The following is a 26,204-nucleotide window of genomic DNA, read 5'->3' as shown; positions in this document are numbered from 1 at the left end:
GATAACCCTATTTCGGTTACTGTAAATACAAGAGTTTTCTCTTATAATTCTAAGCTTTAACATTAGACCTCTTGCAAAATTAATTTTATGTTATGATTGAGGGCTGTGTTAATTTTAGATAAAAGTTAGAGTTACACGGCTATGGTTGAATTTGCGATCGCAAAGAACACCAAAAATACATAAAACCTAAAACCTCCTATCGTACCACAGAAACAATTGTGCAAGAGGTCTATTAGCCTAATGTCAAGAATATCGTAAGTGACTTTTGTGAATGAAAAGGAAGTTTAGATTAGCTTGGCTGGTTTTGGCGATCATGTCTGGGTTAACGGGCATAACTCCCATTATCCCAAAAATTTTTAGGTATGAATGTCTTTTAAGCCGGGGATTTACTCCCCAGTTATAAGTTGATTATATTTGATGTTATCATCTCAATTGAGAGGAGGGGAGTGTCAATAGTTCGATTCTTAATTGGAAATGGTGAAAATTTTGATGGATTGGCTTAAATCTGAAAAATACCAACTTAATCATGTTTTAGCAGCACGTTCTCGTTTGGGAGAAGGACCAGTTTGGGACTCAACCAAAGGTCTGCTTTATTGGGTGGATATATATAACCATAGGGTAAATCAATTTGATCCCACAACTGGAGAGAACCTTTTTTTTGATGTGGGAGATGTCGTCGGTTCGATTGCGATCGCAGGTCAAGATAGACTCATTATGGCACAACGCCATGGATTAGCCTTTTTGCATCTTAAAACAGGGAAAACAAGTCCGCTTATTGCAATTGAAGCGGATATGACAGACAATCGCTTTAATGACGGTAAATGCGATCGCCAAGGTCGTTTCTGGTTTGGTTCTATGTGTCCAGGTAAAAATCAGGGTAGCCTTTATTGGTATGATCCTGATGGTTCATTGCATTTAATGGAGACAGGATTAACCATTGCCAATGGTTTGGGGTGGAGTCCAGATGAAAAGATTTTTTATTTAACCGATTCTGCTCAACAAAAGATATATGCTTACAACTTTGAAGCAGCAACAGGTAGAATTAGCGATCGCCATATTTTGGTAGACTTAGCCGGTGAGTCTTTTTATCCTGACGGGCTGACTGTAGATAGTGAAGGGAATATTTGGTCAGCAATGTGGGATGGTTGGTGCGTAATTCGTTTTAATTCTCAGGGTGAGGAAACCTTACGGATACCCTTACCTGTGCAACGTCCGACAAGTTGTACTTTTGGTGGTCAGGATTTGCAGACGCTTTATATTACGACAGCTTCGGTTGGTTTAAGTGAGGAAGAAATTCAGAAAAGTTTCTACTCTGGCGATTTATTTGCTCTCCAGACTGATATAACTGGATTACCTACTGATAATTTTAGGCTTTAAGACTAGCCTAATGTCAAGAATATGGTAAGTGACTTTCGTGAATGAAAAGGAAAAGGAAAAGGAAAAGGAAGTTTAGATTAGCTTGGCTGGTTTTAGCCGCCGCCCTTGGTTTATCTACCATAATTCCTGTGAGGATAGCGATAGCTTTTCACCAAACTGCCGTACCCCAAGCAATTTTTGTATTGGGAGGTGATTATAAAAGAATGGAATTTGCCGCCCAGCTTTGGCTATCGCACAAAGATTTAGATATTTGGGTTTCTGATTGTGACTATAACCTAAATTATAATCGCCGCATTTTTCAACGGTTTGGTGTTCCCAATCGCCAATTGCGGTTTGATGGCAGAGCTACGGATACAGTCACTAATTTTACATCTATGGTAGACAAGTTTGCTGCTCGGAAGATACAGCATATTTATTTGATTACATCAGATTATCATATGAGGAGGTCAAAAGCGATAGCGAAGCGCTGCTGCAAGCAGTTCGCTACTATTGTCCTTGGTAGTCAAGGGATTGTGGTTACACCTCTTGCTGTACCTTCATGGGGAGATAGGTCAGAATCTTTGGTGCGGGTGTTGCGAGATTGTGGGAGATCACTTTTGTGGATTTTTACAGGAAAGACAGGAGCCAGTTTTAATCCTCGTCTTCTGGTAAAGATTTCTAAGTATAATGGGTGATTAAATTCCATAAATTAGCTCATTGCGGATAAAATAGATCTAATTTAGCGGTCAGTGTATCACCATAAATGACTAAAAACCCTTTTGATCAATTTTCCAAACAGTTATTTGCAGAATTTCTATCCTCCTTGGGTGAGGTGCGAATAAATTATGAAATACCTGGAGAACCCAGATTTGTCGTTTGGTTTACACCATCGACTCAACAGCATCAGTCAGAAAATTTCGGTATTTTAAATAAAATTGCTGTAACCAGTTGTTTATTAGAACCCTTTCGCAAGCAACCAACAGAAAGAGAAATCCGCAGTTGTTTAGCCAAACTATTCCACCTAGAAGCAGATTTACAACGTCAAGCCAAACGAGATAAAAAAAGTATTCCTGACCATGAACTACCAAGATTGTGGATTATTGCTACTTCTTGTTCTGATAAACTGCTGAATAAATTTATGGCCAGTGAGGATGAAAACTGGCTGCCAGGTATTTACTTTCCGTCACCATTACTGCTGACTGGAGTAATTGTGATTGATAAGTTAGCGAATACTCCAGAAACTCTCTGGTTGAGGATTTTAGGTAAAGGAATAATTCAACAAGCTGCAATTAATGAAGTAATTGCTTTACCCGAAGATGATAGAAAACGCTATACTATTTTAAAGTTGTTAGGGACTTGGAAGATTACTATGGAAATAAGCAATGAGATTGATGTTGAAGATAGGGAGTTAATAATGAATTTAACACCGGCTTATTTAGAGTGGGAACGGATAACGGAACTTCGTGGTTTAGAGCGCGGTAAGGAAATAGGCAAGGAAATAGGTAAGGAGCTAGGTAAGGAACAGGAAAGACGGCAAATAGTAGAAAACCTGCTTTTAGCTCGATTTGGCTTTATAGACGAGCAATTAGCGGCAGTTGTTCAGCCTGTATTAAATTTAACACCTCACGAATATACTACCTTGCTGTTGCAGTTGTCTAGTTTATCTCGTGAGCAGTTATTATCCCGATTTCAATAGACCTCGGAGGGAGAAATCAGTTTCCTGCCTATATCAAGTTAAAATCCTTATTCAATTCAGCAAGGTCGATTATCACTTCAGATTCTCCTGGTTACTTAACCAAGTATCTAGGTCTGTGGGGTTGATAAAATCAAGGAGGACTTCTCCTAATGCTTCCAGCATGGGAACGGATAAAGTGCGAATTTGGGTTTCTTGATTTGGGGTCATTACTCCAAAACGACGTTTTAACTGACGGATAATCAGTTTCGCTTCCCCTTCCTGTCTACCTTTTTGCTCACCTTCCTGTCTACCTTTTTGCTCACCCTCCTGTCTACCTTTTTGCTCACCTTCTTGTCTACCTAATTGGAAAACATCTTGATAAAAACGGGTTTGAGTAATATCAGCGGTTTTTAGGTCTAACATTTTTAATATTTCCTCCAAACTCAGGTTAGGGAATTTGTTTACCAGTATAGCTTCAACTAAATCAAGTTTTTGTCTAAATTCTGCTTGACTTTTACTACTTTCTAGTAGGTTTTGAGCGGCTTGAACGGTTTTTGTTTTCGGGAGGATAATCAGTTGCAGTAATGCTAAATTGGGACTGAGGGGATTTTGATGTAGCAGGTCTTGTAAGTAGAGTCTTTGGACTTGTTTATCTAACTGGAATTGGTAAGGAATTTCTGAACCCAGGTCATGACGACGGGATTTGAGAATTAGCAATCCTCGCCAGGGTCTGATAATTTTATACTGTTTAAGATAAAGGTAAATTTCTGCAAAGTAGCGTCCATAAAAGTCTGTATCTGGTTGCATTTGCGCTTCTAGAAAGACTAGGGGGAGGTTGGGGTCATTTTCTACGGGGGTTAAAATCCCATCATGGCGAAATTCCTGTTCTTTAATGACTGGTGCTGAGTAATCGAATTGACAATCTGGGGGGATTCCAGGGAGGAGTTCGGCGAGAAGACCTGGTTGATTGAGAAATATGCGGTAAAATAGCTTATCGGTCTTCATGCTTATTTACATTTGAAAACATGAGCGATCGCAAAGTACTGCTGCAAGCATCTCGCATAAGCACTGCTGAGAGGGGTTATATTGAGGGTTGGCAACAGATGTGGTTTTTATATCTCACTCAAGCAACAACGGTATTTCGGTTACTTCAAATACAATAGTTTTCTCTTATAATTTTAGGGTTTAAGATTAGCCTAATGTGCAGCACTGACGCGATCGCTTTTCACCAAACTTCCGTACTCAAGCAATTTTCGTGTTATACTAAACATGGGTGAGATTTAAACTTTGTTCCAGTATAGCGAATTTACTGCATTGAATATTTTAAATATCCCTAAACCAATTAATATTGTTACACAAAGTGTTGTATATTCTTGCAACTCATCATGATACTAACTATATCATAGAGACTTTATGTAATAAGCAACATCATTGATAATTTTATCCCATTGTAAACAATGTCTATAAAATTCAAAACTGTTTTTTGATAGAGAATTTCTCAGGTCTGAATCAGTAACCAGTAATTCAACGTATTTTGTAAATACACTCACGTCTTTAGCTGGACTTATAAACCCTGTCTCTCCATGTTTAACCATTTCTGGCAAACCACCCACATCGGAAACTATTACAGGACAGGCATTATAATATGCAACTGGAATCATGCCACTTTGTGAAGCGTCAATGTATGGCAATACTAATACATGAGAAGATAATAACATCTCATCCATTTCATCATCCGAAAGAAATTGATTGACCACATTTAATCTTTTCAATTTCTTAATTTTTTCAGTATAGGGTGACAAATCTCCATAACCAGCCAGCAGAAATTCACAATCAATTTTATCTTCGAGCGTTGCTATTATGTCAAGAAAAATGTCTATACCTTTATATTTATCAATTCTACCTATCAAACTAACAAACTTTTTCCCAACTTTTGATTGAGGTAAATTATCTCTACTAATAGTCCTATTTACTCCATGTAGATACGAGAATATTTTAGAGTCGGGCAGAGAAAAATGTCTTTTAGCAGATGATTTGAGGTAATCCCCATAAACAGTTATATGATCAGATAAATTCACCTGAGTTGTTTGAAAAGCATCTATAAAAAATCCATTTTTCGTATTTGCGTGTGGAGTGACATCATGAATATGTGAAACTAGTCTTAACTCCATATCAGGTAATAAATTAATTATTCTTACTGCAAATGCAGTCATAGCGTTAAGAGGATGAGCAGATATAAAATATATGAATACTTTTTTTTCCCTGGCTATTATAGCCATAATCTTAATCATTTTAAATATATTAAACACATCTAGAGCCATACGAATATGGCTACCAGATTCAGAAATACCAAATATTTTGGGATCATTAACACCTTTAGCATATTCTTTGTCAGTCAATACATAAACATTGAAATATTTGGAAAAATTTATTCGATAACAGTCCAAAATAAGTTTCATTCCTATTTTAGCGTTGAAAGCAATTAAAATTAATTTCTGCATAATTTCTGTCCATTTAACAGGCTTTTCTGATTGAAAAAATTTTCTCTTTCTCTTGTGATCTAAAGTTATCAGATACAAGAAATTTTGCCAATCCGAAATAAGTTTATCAAACTCAAAAATTTCATATCCTAAAATTTTGCTCTATGTCTGTGTCTTTTTTTCTCTGTGTAATAAACACTATAAAACCAAGCTGACATTTAAGATACAGCATTTAAGATAATTTTTGCCGTTTTCTGCAATGGATCTTCACCATCAAAATAGAAAAAGTTTTGGAACTGAGATTTTAACTTGTTTTCACACTCGTTTTCTAGGATAGAATTGTTATTTATAAAATCAACTAACTCTTTAACATCAGCAGTTTTTACTCTGCAAATATCTGTAAAATATGAAGGTATTTCATGACCTTCAAAATCCCACAACAGCACATTTGTATTTACCATTGCTATGACTGCCAAAACAGTTGAATAGTGACCTATATAATGGCTACAATGAGGAATATTATTATTGCAAAATTCCGCGTTATTAACTTCTTTCAACTGCTTGTATAAGGATACATCACTTCTTGGGTGCAGTTTTATATATATTTTTTTATCATTTGGTATGCTAGAAGACAAAATATTGATAAAATTCAAAAAGTCATTTCTAGGTAGTCTCCCATCTTCTACTAGGGTTTGAGCAATATAACAAATTGAATTTTCCCGAATAAGACTACTAATATCCTTAACTTTAATTAAATCTGGATAACCAATTACGTACTGAGACTCGTCTGAATATCCAAACTGTTGTCGATGGTATTCTTTCCAAAAATTACCGTATACTAGAACTTTATCTACATTAATTTTGTTTTTATCGATTGAACCAGTTATATTTTGTCCAAAAACTAAATTTTTAATGTAGTATTGTAAGTATTTTATTTTATCTTCTTCGACTATTTCAGCTATAGTTAATGCATACATTATATATCGTAAAGTTTTTACAAGTTTTTTCAAAAAAAGTGATGGTTCCCTTTTAAGGAATGGAATATAAAGACCATGCTGGAACATAAAAGTTTTTATCTTCAATGTTTTGGCAAGACTTATATATGCTGAATCAGGAATCCTTTGAGCCATGACTATTAGAGCATCTGGCTTAAATGTAGTCAATTTATGACTAATATTTGTTTTACTTGGGAATCCACTATAAATAATTTCTGAATTGGCTGGTAATTTTTTCAAAATTTCCTTTTCAGAAGCACCATCTTTTTCGTCATAAATAAATTGATATTTATTACCAGGACACAAATTTTCAATAGCATGAGCTATTGATGCTGGATGCCTAGTGTGGCTGGAAAGATGAAGGTCGAAAAACGAAAAGTTAGGCATTTCTTGCGTCTCACTATAATTCAGTATTTATCTTACTTACCGTAGAACAAATTTTTCTCACAGCGGCCTATTTGAACTTGATTGCAAAAGGAGAACTGATTTTGAAAAATGTCTTTAAAAGTAAAAGTCTGTTGATAATATTTATGATCAACTTATCAAAGGGATTAGTAGCGTACTTACTGCGTATTTGTGACTGTTCTGGCATACCTCCCTTTGAAGCACCAGCCGGTGCAGATTTTGCCACCGTTATAGGCAGATAAAATATTTCCACACCCCTCAGCATCCTAATAAATACGTCATAGTCCATACAATGTTTGAGTGATTCATCAAATTTGTAATTCTTGTGTAAATTGGTTTCACAAAAGAAAGCTTGATGAGGCAAAAACATAAAATATTTGAGAAAATTTGATGGTAGTTTTGGTGGGCTATACATAAACTCTTCTCCTTTTACAAATACAATTCTACTACCAACCGCACATTTCCACTTATATTTTATATAACTACTAACTACCTCAGAAACTACACTTGTTGAAAAAAACAAGTCCCCAGAATTTAAAAAAAAGATTAAATCCCCTGTACTTCTGTCTAGACCTTTATTAAAGGCACTTGATATACCATTATCCGGTTCTGAAACATAAGAAAAATTTTTAGTATGTTGATAAGACTGCAAAATTTCTCTCGTTCCATCATTAGAATCACCGTCTACAATGATATGTTCAATATATTCATAATCTTGCCCTTTGACTGAATCTAATGTTTTCAATAAACCTTGAAAATCATTTCTTGATATTGTTACTATGGAAATTAGACAATTACTCATATAAATATGTTTCCAATTACGTAAATTTTATCTCACTATTACTAGACATTTGTTTTGCTAGGATCACTCCACAGAAAGCTTTTGTAATTATCACGGCTTTTGTTTCTCATGAAGTTTTTCACTATTCGCACTAAAGTAACTAGGGATTTGGATGCTGGCTTAAACAAATGGCCAAGGCCACCAACTACACCATCAGGATGTTTAACAAGTTCACTGCCATTAACCATAACCCCAATTTTGAGGTTTTCTGGAATATCAAACTGACTGATGAAGTTCTCCATTGTGTATGCACAACCACCTTTAAACCCCTTGCGATTAAATGACCTAAAGCCTAACTCAACATAATCAACAGAAATAGCAGACATTGCCTGGAGATATTCCTTGATGAGTTGGGGATTAAAATCCCACTCGTTGTAGTATCCTCCATCCCGCAGGGTACAGTCAATCAGTTTAATTTTATCCATAGCAGTTTAACCTCTTTACTTTTACAGTACAGCATTGTATTATCATGATTTCACTTCAAGGGTAGTAGGAAAAATATATTTCAGAAAAACACAAGTAATTATATGGCTAGTTTAGATCAAATTTCATTAAGAAGCACAGCTTTTAGCGTATAACATGAGAATCTTTGCATTTAGCGGGTAATCTCCAATACTCATAGTAGGAGTTTGACAGTTTTCGGAGATGTCTATTGTGAAAATAATAATTGAAAGTATCCTGTAATTGTTGTAGATAGTTCTTGATTTTCAAAAAAAGTTAGGTAATTATTTTCATTAAGTAACGCAATAGCAAAATATATTGATCTTACAATAATCCATACTAGTAATATAAAACTATAGATGTTTATTGAACCATCAAGTTTACCAGAATAAATAGGAATAATGTAAAAAAAACCTGGTAAGCAAAAAAATAACGCACTTGCCCTCATATTAAACCCAAAAGTATAAACAGCGGCGTAAAAAAATAACATAATAAAGAAAATTCCCACCCATCTAAAAAATATTAATGAATTAAATTTATTAAATTCAGAATTCAATAAAAATATTGATATAACTGAGTAGTCAAGTATCGAACGTAGCTGGTTCCTAATGTTAAAATGATCTTGATTAAAATTAGCAGATTGCGCACCAGAATAACTATTGATCTTTGAAGTAAACATATTTTGAGACAAAGCAAATTCTACAAAATTTTGGAAAATTACACTAGAAAGTGGTAATACTATAAGTATAGCAATTAATGAAATATTTTTTTTATTATTTAGTATATCTGGAAGTTTGAACACTTTGAAAAAGTGAATCAAATAATGAGTTATTTTTTCATAAATAAATACTCCAATTATTGATAAAGAAGAATTGTGAGTAAAATAAGCAATACAAATTAGGGATACGGATTTAATGTAGTTACTTATATATAAGCTGGGTATGATAAAAATAAAAGAATAAAACTGTGGCATCCAAAATAACTGATAATAATAGCCATTAGACATTATATTGATCAAAATTATCATTGGATACAATTCAGGGACAAATATCACTGAATAAATAGTTATTGCGGTGTTGATAGTTGCAGATTGAAACAGCAAAAAACTGAACTCATCGCCACTTGTTAGTTTACTAACAAATTGAGAAAGAATGAAAGCAACTGGTTCTTTGTCTGTATCAAAGGCATCATCAGTATGGAATAATGGCTCATAGTAAAGCAACTTATAAACCCTAATATATACATCTGTATCACCAAATGGCGTTATGCTAGCATTGTAAATAATTATAGTAAATAGCACTAATATTAATGGAATTAAGTTTTGGAGGAAAAGTATTTTTCTGTCTATTATTTTATTTCCAGAGATATTAATTTGACAATATAGTAGAAGAAAGAATGTTCCTATTATTGGAATAATAGACCAGAGAATTAAAGAAGTTGCTAGAATGAGATATTTAGCTTGGTAAAGTTTAGCAAAAACCTGGTGTAAAGCCATTCCTGGCACTTTATGGTTTATACTTTCGACAAAGATCATAATTAATTCTCCTAAGTATCATAGATGATCTTAAAATCATGATTTTGTCGTTACCTCAAAATCATGATAGCGCGACAGGATTGTTTAAACTAGATTAGTCATAAATTTGTATAATCAACCTCCTCTTATGACTTATAGTATATATTTTTATATATATCAAGATAATTTTGAGCTTGTATTTCTAAAGAAAAGTTATTCTCAACTTTCTCACGACCATTAACGCCTAACTTCTGTAATCTTTCCTCATCCTCCAATACCCAAGCAATTCCTCTAGCTAAGTCTTCTACATCAAAAGGTTTAGCCAAATAACCATTTTTTTGATGTTCTATCATATCACACATACCGCCAATATCAAAAGCCACGCAAGGAGTACCACAAGCTAAAGACTCCATAACCGTGTTTGGTAAATTATCTTGCACAGAAGGAGCAAGAAATACATCCGCCGCTGCATAAACTAAGGAGAGGGAAATATCATCATTTAATCTACCTAAATAATGTGATTTAAAGCCAAGTTCAGTAGGGTTTTTAGGTTGAGAAGATCCAAATACAACCAATTCTACTTGCTCTCCCCACCCAGATTGGGTGAGATTTTGTAAAGCTGATTGTAGAAAATTAAAACCTTTTCTAGGATCGCTCGTTGCACTCATAGCTCCAAACAGAACAAGTTGCTTATCTTCAGGTAAACCGAGAATAGATCGCGCTACAGATTTTTCGATTGGTTTATACTGTTTCGTATCCAGTCCATTAGGAATAACCTCAATTCTGACATTTTTTAGTAAGGAACTAGAAGCAGCACATTTAGCTAACCAATGGCTAGGAGTAACTATAGTTAAATTTAAGTCTTGCCATGCCTTGGCTTTACGTTGCCAAATCCAGCGCGATAAGTCTTTTTCCCTATTGCTGTGTAGTTGAGGACAAGCCCCACAGGAGTTTGTGTAATTCATACAATCTCCGTTGTAGTGACACCCTCCTGTAAATGCCCACATATCATGCAGTGTCCAAATTATGGGTTTTTTGAATTTAGCAATAGTCTCTATTTTTAGAGAGCCACCATTAATCCAGTGTAAATTAATCACATCAGGATTAATTTGAGCTACTTTTGCGGCTAGGTTATCTGGTAGCCATTGAACGGAATAAGTAGAGCGATCGCGCTGGGGATAAATTTGTAATGGTAGACTATCGAGAGTGGGTTTTAATTTGCCAATACCTTTACCTAGTTTGCTTGCTGGAGAAATTACTTTGTAATCATCACTCTGCTTGTTTTGTACAAGCATTTGGGAATCTACACCAATACTTTTTAAGCCTTGATGTAAACGATAAGTAGCGCGGGCAGCACCCCCATTAATATCATTAGTGCTAATTAGCAGTGGTTTAATCATTAAACATTTATGGATTACATCATATAAGTCAGACATGAAACTCTTAATTTGCCAGCTATTGTATGGATTTACAGCAATTTAAGTGCCTCAACAAATGGGGACTTACTACCCCAGTGCGTTTTCATTCTCGGAGGTAAATTCGAAAATCATTTCCCCAAAACCCTTTCCCACAGGTCAATAAAAACTTTTTTTCCTATGATTAATTAATATCAAAAACAAGTACAAATATTGATTGTCAAAATTGATTGTCAAAAGGTTCTGTCCATCGCACGCAATTTTAGAAAATGAAAATCCTCTGCTTACTACCCTGCCCTGGGGTGTTCCTTGTTCAGGAAATTCTGGGTTAACTCCGGCTTTAAGCCATCGGAAAATTCCTAGTCTTATACTCTTGGGATCGATGAGTCTATCCATAATGGCGGTGTGGTTTATCCTGTCGAAGCATTTTTCAATATCGAGTTCTAACACTCGTTTGAAATCGTTTACTTAAAATTGTTTTTTCCACTGATTAATATTATCCCAAGGTAATTGGATTTGAGTGGCATTGGCTGAATCTATCCAATTTTTTATACCTTCCCAATCATTTCTATGAACTACAGGTAAGTTAGTATCTTTAGAAATTTCGATAGCTCGGTTATCAACCGCCAGAATCAAACTCCGCTTTTTACGTTGTAATGCCCGAACTCCAGCGTGTAATCGTGTACCAATGTAATCAATGTCGAGATTTAATACTTCATCTAATGCTTGTAAACTCGGGTTAATATAGATTGCATTATCACCATAAATACTATACATATGATCGTAGTCTTTTGGTTGCTGTATCCAAAAATAAATATTTTTGTAATTCTCTTTGAGAATTTCTATTAGCTTGAAGTCAAATTCTTTATTTTGATTATACTCTGTGAAAGTAACTAAAACAGAATCTGTTTTTCTTCTGGGAATATCCGCACAATGCTCTTCAGTTAATGACCACATTGTTGGACAAGCAGTATTAACTACATTTTTGAATCCTATTGATTCCAATTGTTGTTTTGTATAATTATCTCTCACAGAGTGAAGATATTCTTTATGTAAAACTCTGCGATATAGTATTCCTGTGTATAAATTAGGAGCTTTCTGATACTGCCACCAACCTACACCCATTAATATTACATTTTTAATAAAAAACGAATCTAATAAACTAATCTTCCATTGATTATAAGAGTTCATATTAGAAGATAAAAGATTTGTTCCTCCAACAATAGCATAATCACTATTTTGTATGCATTTATAGGATGATTTGCCTATGACATCATGGGTCTGGACTTTTATAAAAAAATCACTTTTAAATAAGCTATTTAAGATTTTTTCAACAGCATCCATTATTACTTGATCACCCAAATTTGAACTACAAAGAGATGTATCAAAAATAGTAATTTTTTTCATGTTAATAACAAGTGAAGGTATTATTTATTGCCGAATTTCAACAACTTACTTTTAATCCTATCAAAAATATTTTTGTTTTTGATAAGCTTGTAAAATAATTTGCGATCATAATCTCTATCCACAACTGTGAACTTATTTATTTTCAGAGGAAACTCTATTTCAGTTGATTTAATATTTGCTACTGCTGAGTCAGCTGATTTTGTATGGGTTGCATCATTGCCAAAACCAATATTAGAAATTAAGTTAACAGAAGGAACAATTGATAAGCCAGACTGTACTAAACGAGCAAAGCCCCATTGATAATCCCATGTATCAATCATGCCATTAGAAACTTGCTCCCATATTTTTTTTCTATGTACATATTGTTTTTCACTAGCAAGAACATCACGACTGCGAGCTTTTACTTCAGTATCAGCCCACAATTTCATTTCATAGTCGTAATGCTTCCAAGCCCTTTTCCAGGATGCCCAACCCCAAATACCACCGTAGTAAGAAAAATGATAACTTTGAATAGTCGATTTCCAAGTTCCTAAATAATTAGTCCCGCTAACCATCATAATTCTTTCATCATCACGATATTTATCTAGTATAACCTCGCAAAATTCAAAGAACGTAGGGTCAGGTAAGCAATCATCCTCCAAAATAATAGCCTCCTCCACCTGATCAAACACCCAATCTATACCTGTTGATACGCGCTTGCCACATCCTAAATTAACATCTGAATAATTAGTCAATACCTCACATTCCCAATCCACACCCTCAATAATCGCCCTGGCAGCAGCACATTTTTCTGCTTCTCCCGGACGGTCTGCACGATGACCATCTGCAATGACCAAGAGATTGGGAGGTTTAGCTTGACGGATGGCTTCAAATACTATCTTAGTCGTATCTGGACGGTTAAATATGATAAATGCAACTGGAGTTTTCACAATTATTTCAATGAATAAATTACAACAAATTTACCAACTAAACGGTATAAGAGATTTAACCTGAATATTAAATATTTTTCTAGTTTTGGGATGAGTGGCATTACTCAAAAAAGAAGCAAATGCTTGAGAGATTACAGTAGCTATAGCTGCACCAACTCCACCATAACCAGGTATTAAAAGAAAGTTTAACACAATGTTTGTAATTGCACCAATGAGAGTTCTCCGCAGGGAAAACCCTGTTAAGCCCTCCGCTATAAACCAAGATGAAGTCCCTACCCCCATAAATACAAATAAGGATGACCAAATATGTATTGCTAATATATTTCCGGCTTCGGCATAATTGTTACCAAAAAGTGTTGTGATTAATGTACCAGAGATAAAGGACATTGGCACAGCGATTAAAATGGAAATTAACACCAACAGTCTAAGCAACTGTTTTATTCGTCTATAATATAGATCCTCACTTACTTCCTTAGCTGCATAAATCGCAGGAGCAAATGAAGAAGCAATAGCCACAGGAATAAAATACCATACCTCAGAAATCCTCGCTGCGGCAGAGTAAATACCCACAGATTTATTACCAATCATTTCTCCTAACATAATCTGGTCAATTTTCATGTAAATCATGATGGTTAAACCAGACAAGATCAAAGGCCAACTTTCTTTGAGAAGGGTCTTAGCAAGTGGTGAACTCCAAGGCCACAACCAAGGTGAATAACCCCTAACTCTGTAGGATATGATCAAACCAATTGCACCTAAACTTACCTCTCCTAATCCTGCCCAAGCAAAAGCAATTAATGGAGCATGAAAACTGATTAAGGCTACTTTAACTAAAGTAGTGATGACAAAAGCTGTATTTTTAGCAATGACAGTATACTTTGACTGTACCTGAGATTGAAACCAAAGGTCAATTGTATCAAAAGCCTGGAAAATCCCTACAGATGACAATATCGCTACTAGGGAAATCGTCAATTGGTCATCATGACGCACCGCAATAATAGAGCTAACAGCTAGTATTAAAGCGGCAACACCACCAAACAATTTCAGCCAGAAAGCTGTTCCTAAAATTTCCGCTCTCTTCTCAGGCTCTCGGACTATAGATCGGACTACTATGGCATCTAAACCAAGGGTGGAAAGGGTACTAAATAAGGCGACAAAAGCAGTAGCATAGTTAAAAACCCCAAACTGTTGTACTCCTAAGTAGCGAGCGACCCAAACCCCCACAAATAACCCCACACCCATGCGCAGGATGCGGTCTGCAAATAACCAACCTGTATTCGCAATAATCTTTCTTAGACTATCACTTGATTTAAGAAATGACAACTTTTTTTTGAAATTTAATTTACTTAGCATGAGCCTATTTTCATTTTGGGCATATTTCCTGGCATAAATAACTTAACTAAAACTAACTTTGTCCAAAAACGAAGTTAAGTCCGGCAAATAATTTATCTAAATTAGATATACTATACTCTTGGATATTTTTAATAAAATCTTGTTCTTGTAGTTGTCCAAATTCCCATATTTTACCATTAGAAACAATACCATATAATAATTGTTTCGGTTGATTGTTTAGCTTCTGAGCGGCAATTAATTCGGCTAAACATTGTCCCCACCCTTCCTCAAAGTTGTCTTTTTTAGCTTCCACTAATATTAAATAGGGAGACTCAAAAACAATTTTGCCTCTAGGTGATCTTTTGGCAACAATATAATCAGGGATACCTGATAGTCTTTCATCAAAATTTAATGGCTGATGACTCCATATTAATAACTTATCCTTATACTTTTGCCAAATTTCAATTAAAATAGGAAAAATAACTCCTTCACAAATAGCATACTCTGAGTTAAATACAACTCCTTCCCGTAAAACCAATTCAAAACGATTACGAAAGTAATTATCAATTTCTAAGGGATTTTCTTGGATGAAATTCTCTTCTTGATAAGTTAAAGGAAAGTCCCCTAAGACTTGGGCAATATTTTTGTATTGATTATAAGACATGATTTTGCTCTTTGGGGAGTATGGTTTGTATGCCGGGTTATTTCATTCTAGATCAGGATTTACGCAACTGGCACATTGGTGGGGTGCGTCAGATATCAACAATCTGATTATTTGCAGGATTTTTGCAGTAGTAAAGCACCCTACAACAGATTTTTGTTGTAAAACTTGCGTAAGTCCTATAGATTTTAGCAATGGTGATTTTAGACAAATTCTTGATAGTTCTTTCGATTCTATTAGAGTTCATTGGGATTTATTCCCTTTGCCCGTAATTGTGCGAGCAACTTCTCCATTCTCTGTTGTTCTTGTGCTAGTAATAATTCTGCTCCCTCTGCTTATGGCGGGCGGTAAGTCTCCATGGGAATCCCATCATCGTCAAGTAATTCGTCTTGTGTCGGCCGCTTAACAAAATCTGGTGATCAACTATCTATCTTTGGGTTATTTAGTTTAGGCAATGTTGACTCAGTCATATATCCTGCGATAGCATCCCCATAGGGACTAATTTAACATTGGTGGCGAGGAGATAACTTCATTAGTAAAACTCTTACCTTGTCTAAGGTGTTGCTTGATTAAGCCATTTCCAACCAGCCAAATACATCATCAACAGTTAATTTTAACTCTATTCCTGCCAATACAGGCAGAATATCGGTTTTTTCCATCAGTATTGAATTGGTTAGCGATCGCATGAAAATACCAGAATACTATAATTAGACGTAGCTTTCCCCTACTCCGTCCTTCTCAGTCACTAGCAGGTTGCAAGGGAGGAACTGATATCCAAATACCATCAAAGATCAACTCCCAAAACAGTGATAATTCAATTAATCCTACAGATGTGAAAACTGTTTTTGTGTCTAACCAATATAGTATAGTTATGGTATAACACATCTTAGTTTTATAGTGTTGCATGAGCAGGGAATAAAGTCAAGCCCTATTTCAACTTAATTTATTTCCGCCTTGATGAGATTAACATTGTGTTTAAACAGGATCATGCAACCTGCTCCCAATTCCTCCATCCACACTCAAAGACGCACCAGTAATAAAACTTGCTTCTTGTGACACCAAAAATAAGGCTACACTAGCAATTTCCTCTGGTTGGGCAATCCTCCCCAAGGGGTGCATATTTGATAATTGCTGAAACTCTTCCTCCTTACCCTCAAATCCAGCCAATAGCATTGGTGTAGCAGTAGCGCCAGGGCAGATTGCATTAATCCGCAGGTCAGCCCCCAAATCTACTGCCATAGCCTTTGTCATCCCCACTAAAGCACTTTTGCTCGTGGCATAACAAACAAATCCTGGCTTTGTACTTATAGCATGAACACTAGAAATATTAACTACTGAACCCCTAGCTTTTTTCAATTCTGGTAACAAACCCTGAACTAGCAGAAAAGGCGCAATCAAATTTGTATCTAAAGTCCGTCGCCATTGTTCTACTTGAATTTCCTCTGTCTTACCCAATATTTGAACAGCAGCATTATTGACTAAAGCAAATAGACCTTGCTCACTCAAGTATCCGCGCATTTGAGCAAAAATATTGGTGCGATACTCTGGATCAATACACAGTGTTTCAATATTAGCTTGAATGAAAACATCACAAGCACAATCCCCTGTAACTTGATCTGAGGCTATGACGAAATAGCCAGCATCTGCAAAAACTTTACATAGCGCTTTACCAATACCACCATTGGCTCCTGTAACAAGGACACTTTTCGGCATCAGCTTACACCCAGAAAGTCAAACAAAAGTGCGATCGCTCGTTCACTAGCACGATGAACCGCATCCACAGTATTTGAGGCGTTGTGAGAGCCAAAAATACACTGTTCAAATTGTCGTAGCGGTGATTCTTCAGGCAATGGTTCGACTTCAAAAACATCCAATGCTACTGAATATACCTGTCCCGATGCCAACGCTTCAGCTAAAGCTACTTCATCAATTAATGGCCCGCGTGCTACATTAACAATCCGCAGCCCTCTTTTTGCTAAAGCTAAAGTTTCCTTATTTAATATATGCCAATTATCTGGAGTTAGGGCGCAAGTCAAGACAATAAAATCAGCCTCATCTAGCCGGTTAGGCCACTGGGCAGATTCAACAGTTTCTAATCCCGCTGCTGGTTGAAAATAAGGATCATAAGCAATAACTCGCATATCAGCAGCTAATAACCGTTTGGCTGTATTTCTGCCAATGTCACCAAACCCTAATAAAGCTACTGTTTTTTCGGACACAGATATACCAGAAGGCTTCAACCATTTTCCCAGTCTCACACCCCTGTCAATGAAGAACGTTTGTCTTGCTAACCCAATAACGTAACCCACTGCAATATCTGCTACTTCAGTGCCGAACATTCGGGGAGTATTGGCAATGGGAATCTCCAATTCTTTAGCAGCTACAAAATCCACATTATCTACACCAACGCCCCATTTCACTGCTGCTTTCAGTTTACCCAACTTACCAGCCATAAATACTTCTTTGGTTGCTGGATCATCACCAATTATCCAGCCATCATACTGAGGAACTAAAGATTTCAGTTCTTCTACTGAAAGAGTTTGGACAACATGAGGGCAATCAACTTCAATTCCCTTGGCACTAAACACGGGTTTGAATGTGTCAATCAAACCAATCATTGGTGGGCAAGTAACTAAAACTTTCATAATTTTAATTTCATTATTTTAAGCTGTTTCTATTGTTTGAAATTCCATAAACTGGGCAACTGATTCTGCCAAATACCAGTCGGTTTGATCATCTATGTCTATAGATTCTAAACGGGGTGTTTCAAACAAAATCGGCTTTTTGCCAATTCTAGCACCTGTAGCAGCAAAGCTCTCAGCCGTAAAGATGTAGAGGTTAGAGTTTTCTTCATACCAAGGTTCTAAATCTTGAGTTCTAATCAAGTTATTAGGGTCATGATTGATTGCTGTACCATCCTCTCGATAAAACCGTGTTTGAAAGCGGTTGACTGTAAATAAGGAGTCTGCACTGCCATTTTCCCTGGCATCTAAAAACCGCTGTAGCGCCTTTTGAATAGTTGCGGAACTCAAGAGAGGATTGGTTGTATGAGTCATGAGATAAACATCGGCTGGGACATTAGCGATATCATCTCCTATGACTAGATTCATACTGACAAAATCACCGCAAATCTCTGGCTTTCTGTCTCTTATTTGTACTTTTTCTGAATCAACTAATTGATGTGATGCTAAAATAGCACGAGCATCAGTATTGATGACAACTTTTGAGATTTCGGGAATTGCAGTCAGGCTATCCAATAGCCATTGGAAAAGCGGTTTTTTATGCAGAAATTTAAAATTTTTGCCTTTAACTCTTTCACTGTTGGCTTTCATTGGTAAAAGAGCAACTATTTTTAGTGTTTTTGACATGATGGCTGCTTTTGTTGTGTCTGAATAATGATTTAAGAATAAATTTAAGAATAATTTTCCTTAGAAATATTTCGAGGATAGAAATACATTTCTTTCATTTGTGCAGAAATTTTTCTATGTTCATGGTTACCGCGATATGACCCCCAAAACTGCATTAACCGAAACATAAATATTTCACCAACTTGACTGGATAACTTTTTCTGTTGCAACGCACTACCAGCATCTAGTAACACCGCACTAATAAAATATCTGAGAAAATCTCCCAAGTTAATTTGCACTTCTGGCATAATTTCTTGCAGTGCGATCGCTTCTCGCTCGTAACGCTTTTTTACCACACTCCAAGATTCATCATGATAATGATAAACAGCTGCTTCGGCAACATAGCCAATCAAGCCACCAGCAGCAACAACTTGTTTACCTAAGTACATATCTTCTAATCCCGTCAGAGATTCGTCGAATTTATATTTTTTCCACACACTTTTTAAGATCGCAGAGTTAGCGTTATTACAGAAAAAACTTTTCTGAGGAATTTGACTATCTTTCGGAAAGAATTTATCAAAAAGCTGATTTTCACTAAACTTTGTGGTTTCTCCACCTAATTGACGACCATAGGTAATGTCAATATTTTTGACTATCAACGGGTTGATTAACCTCATTAGCCAATACTCATTAACTGGCACACAATGTCCACTAATAAATATTAAGTAATCTCCAGTAGCTGCGGCACAACCAATATTCAAGGAACGCCCAAACGAAAATTCGGATTTTTTGATGTTTAGAATTTTGGAATTAAATTTATGGGCTATTTCTAGCGTTTTATCTGTAGAACCAGAGTCAACAATGATTACTTCATATACTAAATCATCTACCACCTGGTTCTGAATTTCTTTGAGCAGTTTTTCAAGATATCGTTGCTCATTATAAGTTCTAATTATGATACTAGCAGTTAAACTCATTATTATTATTTAATAGGACTATTTAAGCTTACAACAAGGACAAAATGGAAAAAGTCAGGAATAAAACAACAATTGTATTAATTACCCATTTACTATATAAGTAAACTTATACTATCACTTGATTTAAGAAATGACAACTTTTTTTGAAAGTTAATTTACTTAGCATGAGCCAATTTTCATTTTGGGCATATTTCTTGGCGTAAATAACTAACTTTGTCCAAAAACATAGTTAAGTCCGGCAAATAATTTATCTAATTTATCTAAATTAGATATACTATACTCTTAGATATTTTTAGTAAAATCTTGTTCTCGCAGTTGTCCAAATTCCCATATTTTAACATTAAAAACAATACCACATAGTAATTGTTACGGTTGATTGTTTAGCTTCTGAGCGGCAATTAATTCGGCTAAACATTGTCCCCACCCTTACTCAAAGTTGTCTTTTTTAGCTTCTACTAATATTAAATAAGGAGACTCAAAAACAATATAGTTTTTTCGATTCTATATAGTTTTTTCGATTCTATTAGAGTTCATTAATCGTAGAGTAATTCGTCTTGTGTCGGTGGCTTAACAAAATCTGGTGTAAACTATCTATCTGTGGGTTATTTAGTTTAAACAATCAATGTTGATTCAGTCATATATCCTGCAATGGCATCCCCATAGGGACTAATTTGACATCGGTGGCGAGGAGATAACTTCATTAGTAAAACTCTTACCTTCTCTAAGGTAATGCTTGATTAAGCCATTTTCAACCAGCCAAATACATCATCAACAGTTAATTTTAACTCTATTCCCGACAATACAGGCAGAACATCGGTTTTTTCCAACAGTATTGGTTGGCGATCGCATAAAAATACTAGAATACTTAAATCATCAGGATCAACAAACCATCCTAATTTACACCCATGCTCCATACAATGTAAGATATTCCCAATTACTTTATTTGATTTCTGTTCAGGAGAGAGAATCTCAATTACCCAATCTGGAGACTGTTCAAATCTATCTGGGACTTCTCCATTTGCCAGGAAGGTAATATGCTCCCATGTAAAAACTGCTATATCAGGAACAATTGAACGATTACCAAAACTACACCTGAGTTCAGGAAAAGCATAGGCAATTTTTTTAGATTCACTCACCAAATTAATTTGGCTGCCAAGTTTCCCTTGCAGTCGGCTGTGTCTTCCTTTAGGCATAGGTTTTTGAATAATATCTCCATCCAAGAACTCTAACGCGGGCTTGGTCTCCGGCATCATTAAGAACTTTTCTAATGTAATATCTTTTGTAACATCTTTTACGGCACTGATGGTCATATCTTTATGATTGGGGTAGCCGACTGTGGAAATCGTTTACAAGAATTATATCCTATAGTTCAGAACTGGCGAAACCTATAAATTATTCATAGTATAATTTCATCAAAGTAGATCATTATTTTAGCGTAGAATTTGAGTATCTTTGCAATTAGCCATAGGGAAGCGATCCGCAGGAATCGCTCCTTAAAAAGCAGTATTGCTAGGGGATTGATTGTTGTCGGAGATATCTATTGAATTGTGAACTGGTTAGCGATCGCATCAAAATACCAGAATCCCATAATTAGACATAGTTTTCCCCTGCTTTGGCCTTCTCAGTTACGAGCAGGTTGCGAGGGAGGAACTGAGATCCTAAGACCATCAAAGCTCAACTCCCAAAACGGTGATCATTCAATTAATCCTACAGATGTAAAAACTGTTTTTGTGTCAAACCAACAAATTATAACACATCTCACTTTTATATTGTTGCATGGGCAGGGAATAAAGTCAAGCCTTATTTCAGATTAATTTCCACAGACTTGTTGTTCTTACTGGTTTCTTCTGTTTCTCGGTAATAACCCCTATAACCTCTATAATAGTAGTAACCACCATAACCGCTTTCCTCACTAACACCATTCACGGCCATGCCCAAAATAGGCACTTTTGATTGATTGAGTAATGATTTCGCGGACTTCAACGCTGAATATTCCACCAGGCCAGGACGGACAACTAGCAATAACCCATCAGCAAACTTGCCGATAATCAGAGGATCGGTAACGGCTGTCAAGGGTGGTGAGTCAATGATCACAAAATCATAATCCTGACGAGTTTCCTCAATCAAGTCAGCCATACGCTGGGAATCTAAAAGTGTCACTGGGTTAGGCGGAATTTTTCCGGCTGGTAGCATATCCACATTAGAGAATACTGTGTGGATAGCTGGTTTTACCTCGTTTTGACCGGCTAAGATATTACTCAGTCCCAGCAGGTTGGGTATTTCCCAAATGCGGTGCTGACGGGGACGACGCATATCACAATCTATTAACAGCACGCGTTTTCCCACATGAGATGCGGCTACCGCCAGATTGGCTGCCACAAAAGATTTACCTTCTCCAGATGTTGAACTAGTGATCAAAATCACCTGTAACTCTTTGTCAGAAATGGTGAAGCCCAGGTTAGTATTGAGCATTTCCAAGGATGTACTGACTGGTGAATAAGGTTGATCCAGTAAAGGCACTTCCAGCAGACCTTCCACGACGGTATTTTTCCTCTTTTTTTCACCATATTGGGGAATTGTCCCCAGCAGGGGGAATCCCAAGAACCGATTGGCTTCTTCAATATTCTTCAGGGTTTGGTTCATAGATTCTAACAGGAGTGCCGTCCCTGCACCCAGAAGGAGTCCCAAAAAGCCACCTAGTGCTAAATTCAGGGGCTTTTTGGGAGAGACGGCAATCTCAGGCACTAAAGCCTCCGAAATGACCCGGGCATTACCTACATTCTGATTCTCCATGACTTGAACTAACTGGAATTGCCTCAGCAGTTCTTGATAGGTGGTTTGTGCTACCATCAACTGTCGCTGTAGCTGTAACTGTTGTTGTTCGAGTCGAGGTAAGCTATCTAAACGGCTTTTATTGACTATAAATACCTTCCGTAATTCCCCGACTTGGTTTGTCAAGGCCAATCTTTCTACTTCTGACTTGACTAGATCCTGAGTTAATGCCTGTTTGAGTTCTCCTATCTGCAAGTTTTGTTTGGGTAAGGAGTTGGAATTACCAACGGTTTCGGTAACTCGCGCTTCTAGTTCTTTTTTCTGGGCTGCTTCCTTCAGTAATAGATCAACAACTTTGGGATTATCATTGGTATAAAGGGTTCGCGCTATCGCTAGGTCGTGTTGTGTCTTTTGGTATTCTGTTAGTACCTGCTGTACCCCAGGGGATTGACTTAAACTGCTCAGATCAACGGCTTGTTGTGTAGTCAGTTTCATTTCATTTTGTAATGCTACGGAGCGAGTATAAGCTGCGGCCAATTCCCCTTGGCTTTGGGTAATGGACTCAGTTAGCTTTCCTAAGGATTCCAAACTCACTTTGGCTTCTACATCCAAAGCCACGACTCGGTTCTTTTCTTTAAACCGACGTAGGGCTATTTCTGCTTCCGTAACTCGTCTTTCTACCTTTGGCAACTCCTGGGACAAAAATTCCCGGGCGGCGATCGCCTCGGCGCGGTTAGTGCTAACATTACTAGCCAGGTAATGTTTCATCAAGGAATTAACTACATTGGCGGCTTCTCGTTTATCGGTACTCTTGTAGGAAAGTTCCATCACATCCGTCCCCCGGATAGTTTTGAGCTTGAGTATTTTCAGGAAATCACCCGTGGTCATGGGTGCGCCTTTTCTACCCTTGAGCTTTAGTTCGGTAATAGTTTTCGTGACAATGGGATTGGAACGAATGACTTCGGCCTCGGTATCAACTGGGTTGCTGAGGTTTGTGAGTCCGCCCAGTTCTCCCATCTTGTCTGATAGACTTGACAAGGATGAAGCTGCATCTTTTTTCGTAAAAACGAGCTTACCTTGTGATTCGTAAACTGGTTTTTGTGTGTAAGTCATAAAGGCTGTAGCTGAGATAACGGAGGCCATCACAACTGAGGCGACGAACCAACGTCTTTTTAAGATCAGCCAATACTGTTGAATATCAATGGAATCCTGGTCTTCTTGGTTAATAGACATATATTAATTTCATAAAATATACTGATTTTATCACTTATTTAGTCTACAGCCAAGACATCTTGTCGAATAAATAAGTTCCGCAAAAAAAGCTAACATAAGCTAACAATTACCAGATTTTTTTTCTTTCTGTGGTCAATGTGAGAGGTTATCCGCTCCAAAAAAGCTAACTAATGTTAACATTCTTCCTGTTTTTTCTTCCTGCTTCATTCTAAAAGTGTCTGCTCTATGTAAAGACGTTCCATGGAACGTCTCTACTACAGTTAACCTGACACCTACCCAACCCTCTCACCTGTTGCCCTAACCCGTGGGATCTATTATATCTTTTAGCTTTCTGGTTTCCCAAACTAAATGACTATAAATGATATCATCCAGATTATTATGCTTGGGTTGCCAATTCAATACCTGCCTAATTTTATCCGCACAAGCTGTTACGCAGGCTGGATCTCCAGGACGACGTTCTAATTCAATCACGGGAAAATCTACCCCAGAAATAGCTTTCGCCTGTTCCACAACTTGCCTAACACTATAACCTTTGCCATAGCCACAGTTGAGAATTTGACTTTCTCCGTTCTGTTCCAAGTAGCGTAAACCATCTACATGGGCTGTGGCCAGGTCTTCAACATGGATATAATCTCGGATTCCTGTACCATCTGGGGTGGGGAAATCGGTGCCAAATATCTTTAATTCTGATTGGCGTTTAAGTGCAGCATTACAAACATTTGCAATCAAGTGAGTTGCATTCGGTGAGTTTTGTCCGATTCTTCCCCCAGGGTCGGCTCCGGCGACGTTAAAGTAACGCAGTATTATATATCGCATAGGAGACGCTAGGGCGTAGTCTCGAATCATTAATTCGCTCATCAATTTGGAGCGTCCGTAGGGGTTAATCGGTAGGGTTGGAGTATTTTCCGTTACCGGATTTTCTTGAGGCTCGCCATAAACTGCGGCCGTACTAGAAAAAATTAATTGGTTAACGCCCATGACACTACAACAGCGGAGCAGATTTAAGGTATTACGGGTGTTATTAGCGTAATAATCAAGGGGGTACGCAACCGATTCTGGGACAACTAGACTGGCAGCAAAGTGAAGTACTGCACTAAATTGATGCTTGGCAAAGACTTGGTAAAGGCGGTCTATATCTGCTAAATCACCAATAATTAGTTGACCATGGAGTACGGAATTAGGCACGCCTGTGGAGCAGTTGTCATAGACAACTACGTCATAACCAGCTTCTCCGAGTTGACGGACCACATGAGAACCGATATAGCCTGCACCGCCTGTCACCAAGACTTTTTGATTCATCTGCCTTTACCTAATAAGACGACTTTGATGGTTTTAAAAGCGATAACTAAATCCAACCAGAGCGAATAGTTTTTCATATAGTATATGTCGTAGGACAGCTTTTCGTAGGCATCTTCTATGGAAGCACCATAAGGATAAAGGACTTGCGCCCAGCCTGTGATTCCTGGTTTGACTAAATAACGCAGTTCGTAGTAAGGAATCGCTTCTTTGAGCTTGACATCAAATTCTGGCCTTTCTGGACGAGGACCAATCAGGCTCATTTCTCCGCGCAACACGTTCCAAATCTGGGGTAGTTCGTCAATTCGCAGGAGTCGTAGCCAATGTCCTACTCTGGTAATACGGGAATCACGTTGGCTTGCCCATTGTGCGCCCTGTTTTTCAGCATCTTGATACATGGAACGGAACTTGTAAACCCGAAATGGTTTACCGTTGAGTCCGGTTCGCAATTGGCTATAGAAAATCGGACCTGGACTATCTAGTTTAATCATCAGTCCTACCAAAACCATGAGCGGAAATAGTAAGACAAATAATAGCATAGTGACTATTGTATCTGTAACTCTCTTGATTTTTCTACTAGTATCACTAGATACTAGTAGAAAGCCTTTACTAAAGGTAAACCACTCATCCTCAAGTAGGGAAGAAGGGAGTTTTTGATATAAGGTTTCCCAAATATCGGGTAGACGATAAACCGGAATACCTTTCAGTCGCAATTGCATCAGAGTTTGCACTTGTGTTTCATGGAGGCCTGTTTGAGTCCCCAATACCACGCCAGACCAGGATTGCTGAACCCAGTCAGATAAATCGCTCAGACTTCCACCATAAGTTATCTGGGTTTCGGTTTCTTCTAAGTTGGAGATATCAGAGATATTATGGGGATTTTCCGTGAGAATAACTAATTCTTGTGATGGTTTATCAGCTAATAACATTTGAACAAATTTGATGGCATGATCTCCACCACCAATAATCAGCCAACGCGCGCCCTCAACTTTGGATTGTGAATCACTTAATACCTTTGGTTTTAATTCCACCAATGATGTCATAGATACTCCCAGATTAACTAACTGAATTTACCACATTTTTATTGAATCATACTCTCTGGAAAAAAGTTCCCAAAAACTAGATAAAT

General features: G+C 37.0%; 23 protein-coding genes and 1 pseudogene. 4 read left to right on the top strand and 20 right to left on the bottom strand.

The features are described 5' to 3' along the window. Positions 1-489 precede the first annotated feature (489 nt). The 3 genes from H6F62_RS09545 to H6F62_RS09535 all read left to right on the top strand — a co-directional run bounded on the left by H6F62_RS09545 (position 490) and on the right by H6F62_RS09535 (position 3,052). The gene (locus H6F62_RS09545; RefSeq protein WP_137907503.1) at positions 490-1,377 is read left to right on the top strand and encodes an SMP-30/gluconolactonase/LRE family protein; all 888 of its coding nucleotides are present in this window, start codon (positions 490-492) and stop codon (positions 1,375-1,377) included. 41 nt (positions 1,378-1,418) lie between these two features. Then, on the top strand, positions 1,419-2,051 hold the full coding sequence (locus tag H6F62_RS09540) for a YdcF family protein (protein WP_137907502.1): 633 nt from the start codon (positions 1,419-1,421) through the stop codon (positions 2,049-2,051). A gap of 68 nt (positions 2,052-2,119) precedes the next feature. Then, entirely contained in the window at positions 2,120-3,052 is a 933-nt protein-coding gene (locus H6F62_RS09535) for a hypothetical protein (RefSeq protein ID WP_137907501.1), read from the top strand. A gap of 72 nt (positions 3,053-3,124) precedes the next feature. Here the strand turns inward: H6F62_RS09535 and H6F62_RS09530 are convergent, their stop codons facing one another. Further along, positions 3,125-4,036 carry a DUF2887 domain-containing protein gene (locus H6F62_RS09530; protein WP_190371892.1) on the bottom strand — a complete coding sequence of 304 codons (912 nt, stop codon included), beginning with the start codon at positions 4,034-4,036 and terminating at the stop codon, positions 3,125-3,127. Between the two features lie 20 nt (positions 4,037-4,056). On the opposite strand from H6F62_RS09530, the gene H6F62_RS09525 reads away from it, so the two are divergent. Further along, positions 4,057-4,194, top strand: a complete 138-nt coding sequence (locus tag H6F62_RS09525; RefSeq protein ID WP_162501182.1) for a hypothetical protein — start codon at positions 4,057-4,059, stop codon at positions 4,192-4,194. 237 nt (positions 4,195-4,431) lie between these two features. Here H6F62_RS09525 and H6F62_RS09520 read toward each other — a convergent pair whose 3' ends face one another. From H6F62_RS09520 to H6F62_RS09435, 19 genes and pseudogenes are all read right to left on the bottom strand, one after another. Continuing rightward, positions 4,432-5,532 carry a glycosyltransferase family 4 protein gene (locus H6F62_RS09520; RefSeq protein WP_190371891.1) on the bottom strand — a complete coding sequence of 367 codons (1,101 nt, stop codon included), beginning with the start codon at positions 5,530-5,532 and terminating at the stop codon, positions 4,432-4,434. Positions 5,533-5,729: 197 nt separating this feature from the next. After that, positions 5,730-6,893 (bottom strand): polysialyltransferase family glycosyltransferase, encoded by a 1,164-nt coding sequence (locus tag H6F62_RS09515; RefSeq protein WP_137907498.1) that lies wholly within the window; start codon positions 6,891-6,893, stop codon positions 5,730-5,732. A 67-nt stretch (positions 6,894-6,960) separates the two neighbouring features. Then, positions 6,961-7,713 (bottom strand): glycosyltransferase family 2 protein, encoded by a 753-nt coding sequence (locus H6F62_RS09510; protein WP_137907497.1) that lies wholly within the window; start codon positions 7,711-7,713, stop codon positions 6,961-6,963. A gap of 41 nt (positions 7,714-7,754) precedes the next feature. Beyond that, a complete protein-coding gene (locus tag H6F62_RS09505; RefSeq protein ID WP_190371890.1) occupies positions 7,755-8,177 on the bottom strand; it encodes a hypothetical protein in 423 nt (140 codons plus the stop codon). Positions 8,178-8,401: 224 nt separating this feature from the next. Continuing rightward, positions 8,402-9,727, bottom strand: a complete 1,326-nt coding sequence (locus tag H6F62_RS09500) for an EpsG family protein (RefSeq protein ID WP_190371889.1) — start codon at positions 9,725-9,727, stop codon at positions 8,402-8,404. 125 nt (positions 9,728-9,852) lie between these two features. Next, on the bottom strand, positions 9,853-11,103 hold the full coding sequence (locus tag H6F62_RS09495; RefSeq protein ID WP_137907516.1) for a glycosyltransferase family 4 protein: 1,251 nt from the start codon (positions 11,101-11,103) through the stop codon (positions 9,853-9,855). A 300-nt stretch (positions 11,104-11,403) separates the two neighbouring features. Then, positions 11,404-11,577 (bottom strand): annotated as a pseudogene (locus tag H6F62_RS20915) (RNA-dependent DNA polymerase); the annotation flags it as partial. A gap of 12 nt (positions 11,578-11,589) precedes the next feature. Next, positions 11,590-12,528 carry a polysaccharide pyruvyl transferase family protein gene (locus H6F62_RS09490; RefSeq protein ID WP_190371888.1) on the bottom strand — a complete coding sequence of 313 codons (939 nt, stop codon included), beginning with the start codon at positions 12,526-12,528 and terminating at the stop codon, positions 11,590-11,592. Positions 12,529-12,548: 20 nt separating this feature from the next. Further along, positions 12,549-13,457 (bottom strand): glycosyltransferase family 2 protein, encoded by a 909-nt coding sequence (locus H6F62_RS09485; protein ID WP_190371887.1) that lies wholly within the window; start codon positions 13,455-13,457, stop codon positions 12,549-12,551. Between the two features lie 30 nt (positions 13,458-13,487). Continuing rightward, positions 13,488-14,810 (bottom strand): flippase, encoded by a 1,323-nt coding sequence (locus H6F62_RS09480; RefSeq protein WP_190371886.1) that lies wholly within the window; start codon positions 14,808-14,810, stop codon positions 13,488-13,490. Positions 14,811-14,862: 52 nt separating this feature from the next. Then, complete coding sequence (locus H6F62_RS09475) at positions 14,863-15,453, bottom strand: hypothetical protein (RefSeq protein ID WP_137907490.1); 591 nt, start codon at positions 15,451-15,453, stop codon at positions 14,863-14,865. 972 nt (positions 15,454-16,425) lie between these two features. Beyond that, entirely contained in the window at positions 16,426-17,163 is a 738-nt protein-coding gene (locus H6F62_RS09470; RefSeq protein ID WP_137907489.1) for an SDR family oxidoreductase, read from the bottom strand. Continuing rightward, positions 17,163-18,095, bottom strand: a complete 933-nt coding sequence (locus tag H6F62_RS09465) for a phosphoglycerate dehydrogenase (RefSeq protein WP_190371885.1) — start codon at positions 18,093-18,095, stop codon at positions 17,163-17,165. The genes H6F62_RS09470 and H6F62_RS09465 overlap by 1 nt, the downstream gene beginning before the upstream one ends. Positions 18,096-18,113: 18 nt before the next feature. After that, positions 18,114-18,818 (bottom strand): acylneuraminate cytidylyltransferase family protein, encoded by a 705-nt coding sequence (locus tag H6F62_RS09460; RefSeq protein WP_199306408.1) that lies wholly within the window; start codon positions 18,816-18,818, stop codon positions 18,114-18,116. 44 nt (positions 18,819-18,862) lie between these two features. Then, positions 18,863-19,774: a glycosyltransferase gene (locus tag H6F62_RS09455; protein ID WP_190371884.1), complete on the bottom strand. Its 912-nt coding sequence runs from the start codon at positions 19,772-19,774 to the stop codon at positions 18,863-18,865. A gap of 737 nt (positions 19,775-20,511) precedes the next feature. Next, on the bottom strand, positions 20,512-21,084 hold the full coding sequence (locus tag H6F62_RS09450) for a Uma2 family endonuclease (protein ID WP_190371883.1): 573 nt from the start codon (positions 21,082-21,084) through the stop codon (positions 20,512-20,514). Positions 21,085-21,574: 490 nt separating this feature from the next. Beyond that, positions 21,575-23,779 carry a polysaccharide biosynthesis tyrosine autokinase gene (locus H6F62_RS09445; RefSeq protein WP_190371882.1) on the bottom strand — a complete coding sequence of 735 codons (2,205 nt, stop codon included), beginning with the start codon at positions 23,777-23,779 and terminating at the stop codon, positions 21,575-21,577. Positions 23,780-24,076: 297 nt separating this feature from the next. Continuing rightward, positions 24,077-25,078 carry a UDP-glucose 4-epimerase GalE gene (gene galE, locus H6F62_RS09440; RefSeq protein ID WP_137907485.1) on the bottom strand — a complete coding sequence of 334 codons (1,002 nt, stop codon included), beginning with the start codon at positions 25,076-25,078 and terminating at the stop codon, positions 24,077-24,079. Next, the gene (locus tag H6F62_RS09435; RefSeq protein WP_137907484.1) at positions 25,075-26,118 is read right to left on the bottom strand and encodes a sugar transferase; all 1,044 of its coding nucleotides are present in this window, start codon (positions 26,116-26,118) and stop codon (positions 25,075-25,077) included. The genes galE and H6F62_RS09435 overlap by 4 nt, the downstream gene beginning before the upstream one ends. Positions 26,119-26,204 lie beyond the last annotated feature (86 nt).

Source organism: Anabaena sp. FACHB-1391 (genome assembly GCF_014696755.1).
GTDB classification, from domain to species: Bacteria; Cyanobacteriota; Cyanobacteriia; order Cyanobacteriales; family Nostocaceae; genus Dolichospermum; species Dolichospermum planctonicum.
The sequence above is the reverse complement of the archived record's forward strand: the minus strand, read 5'-3'. Positions and strand labels throughout refer to the sequence as shown.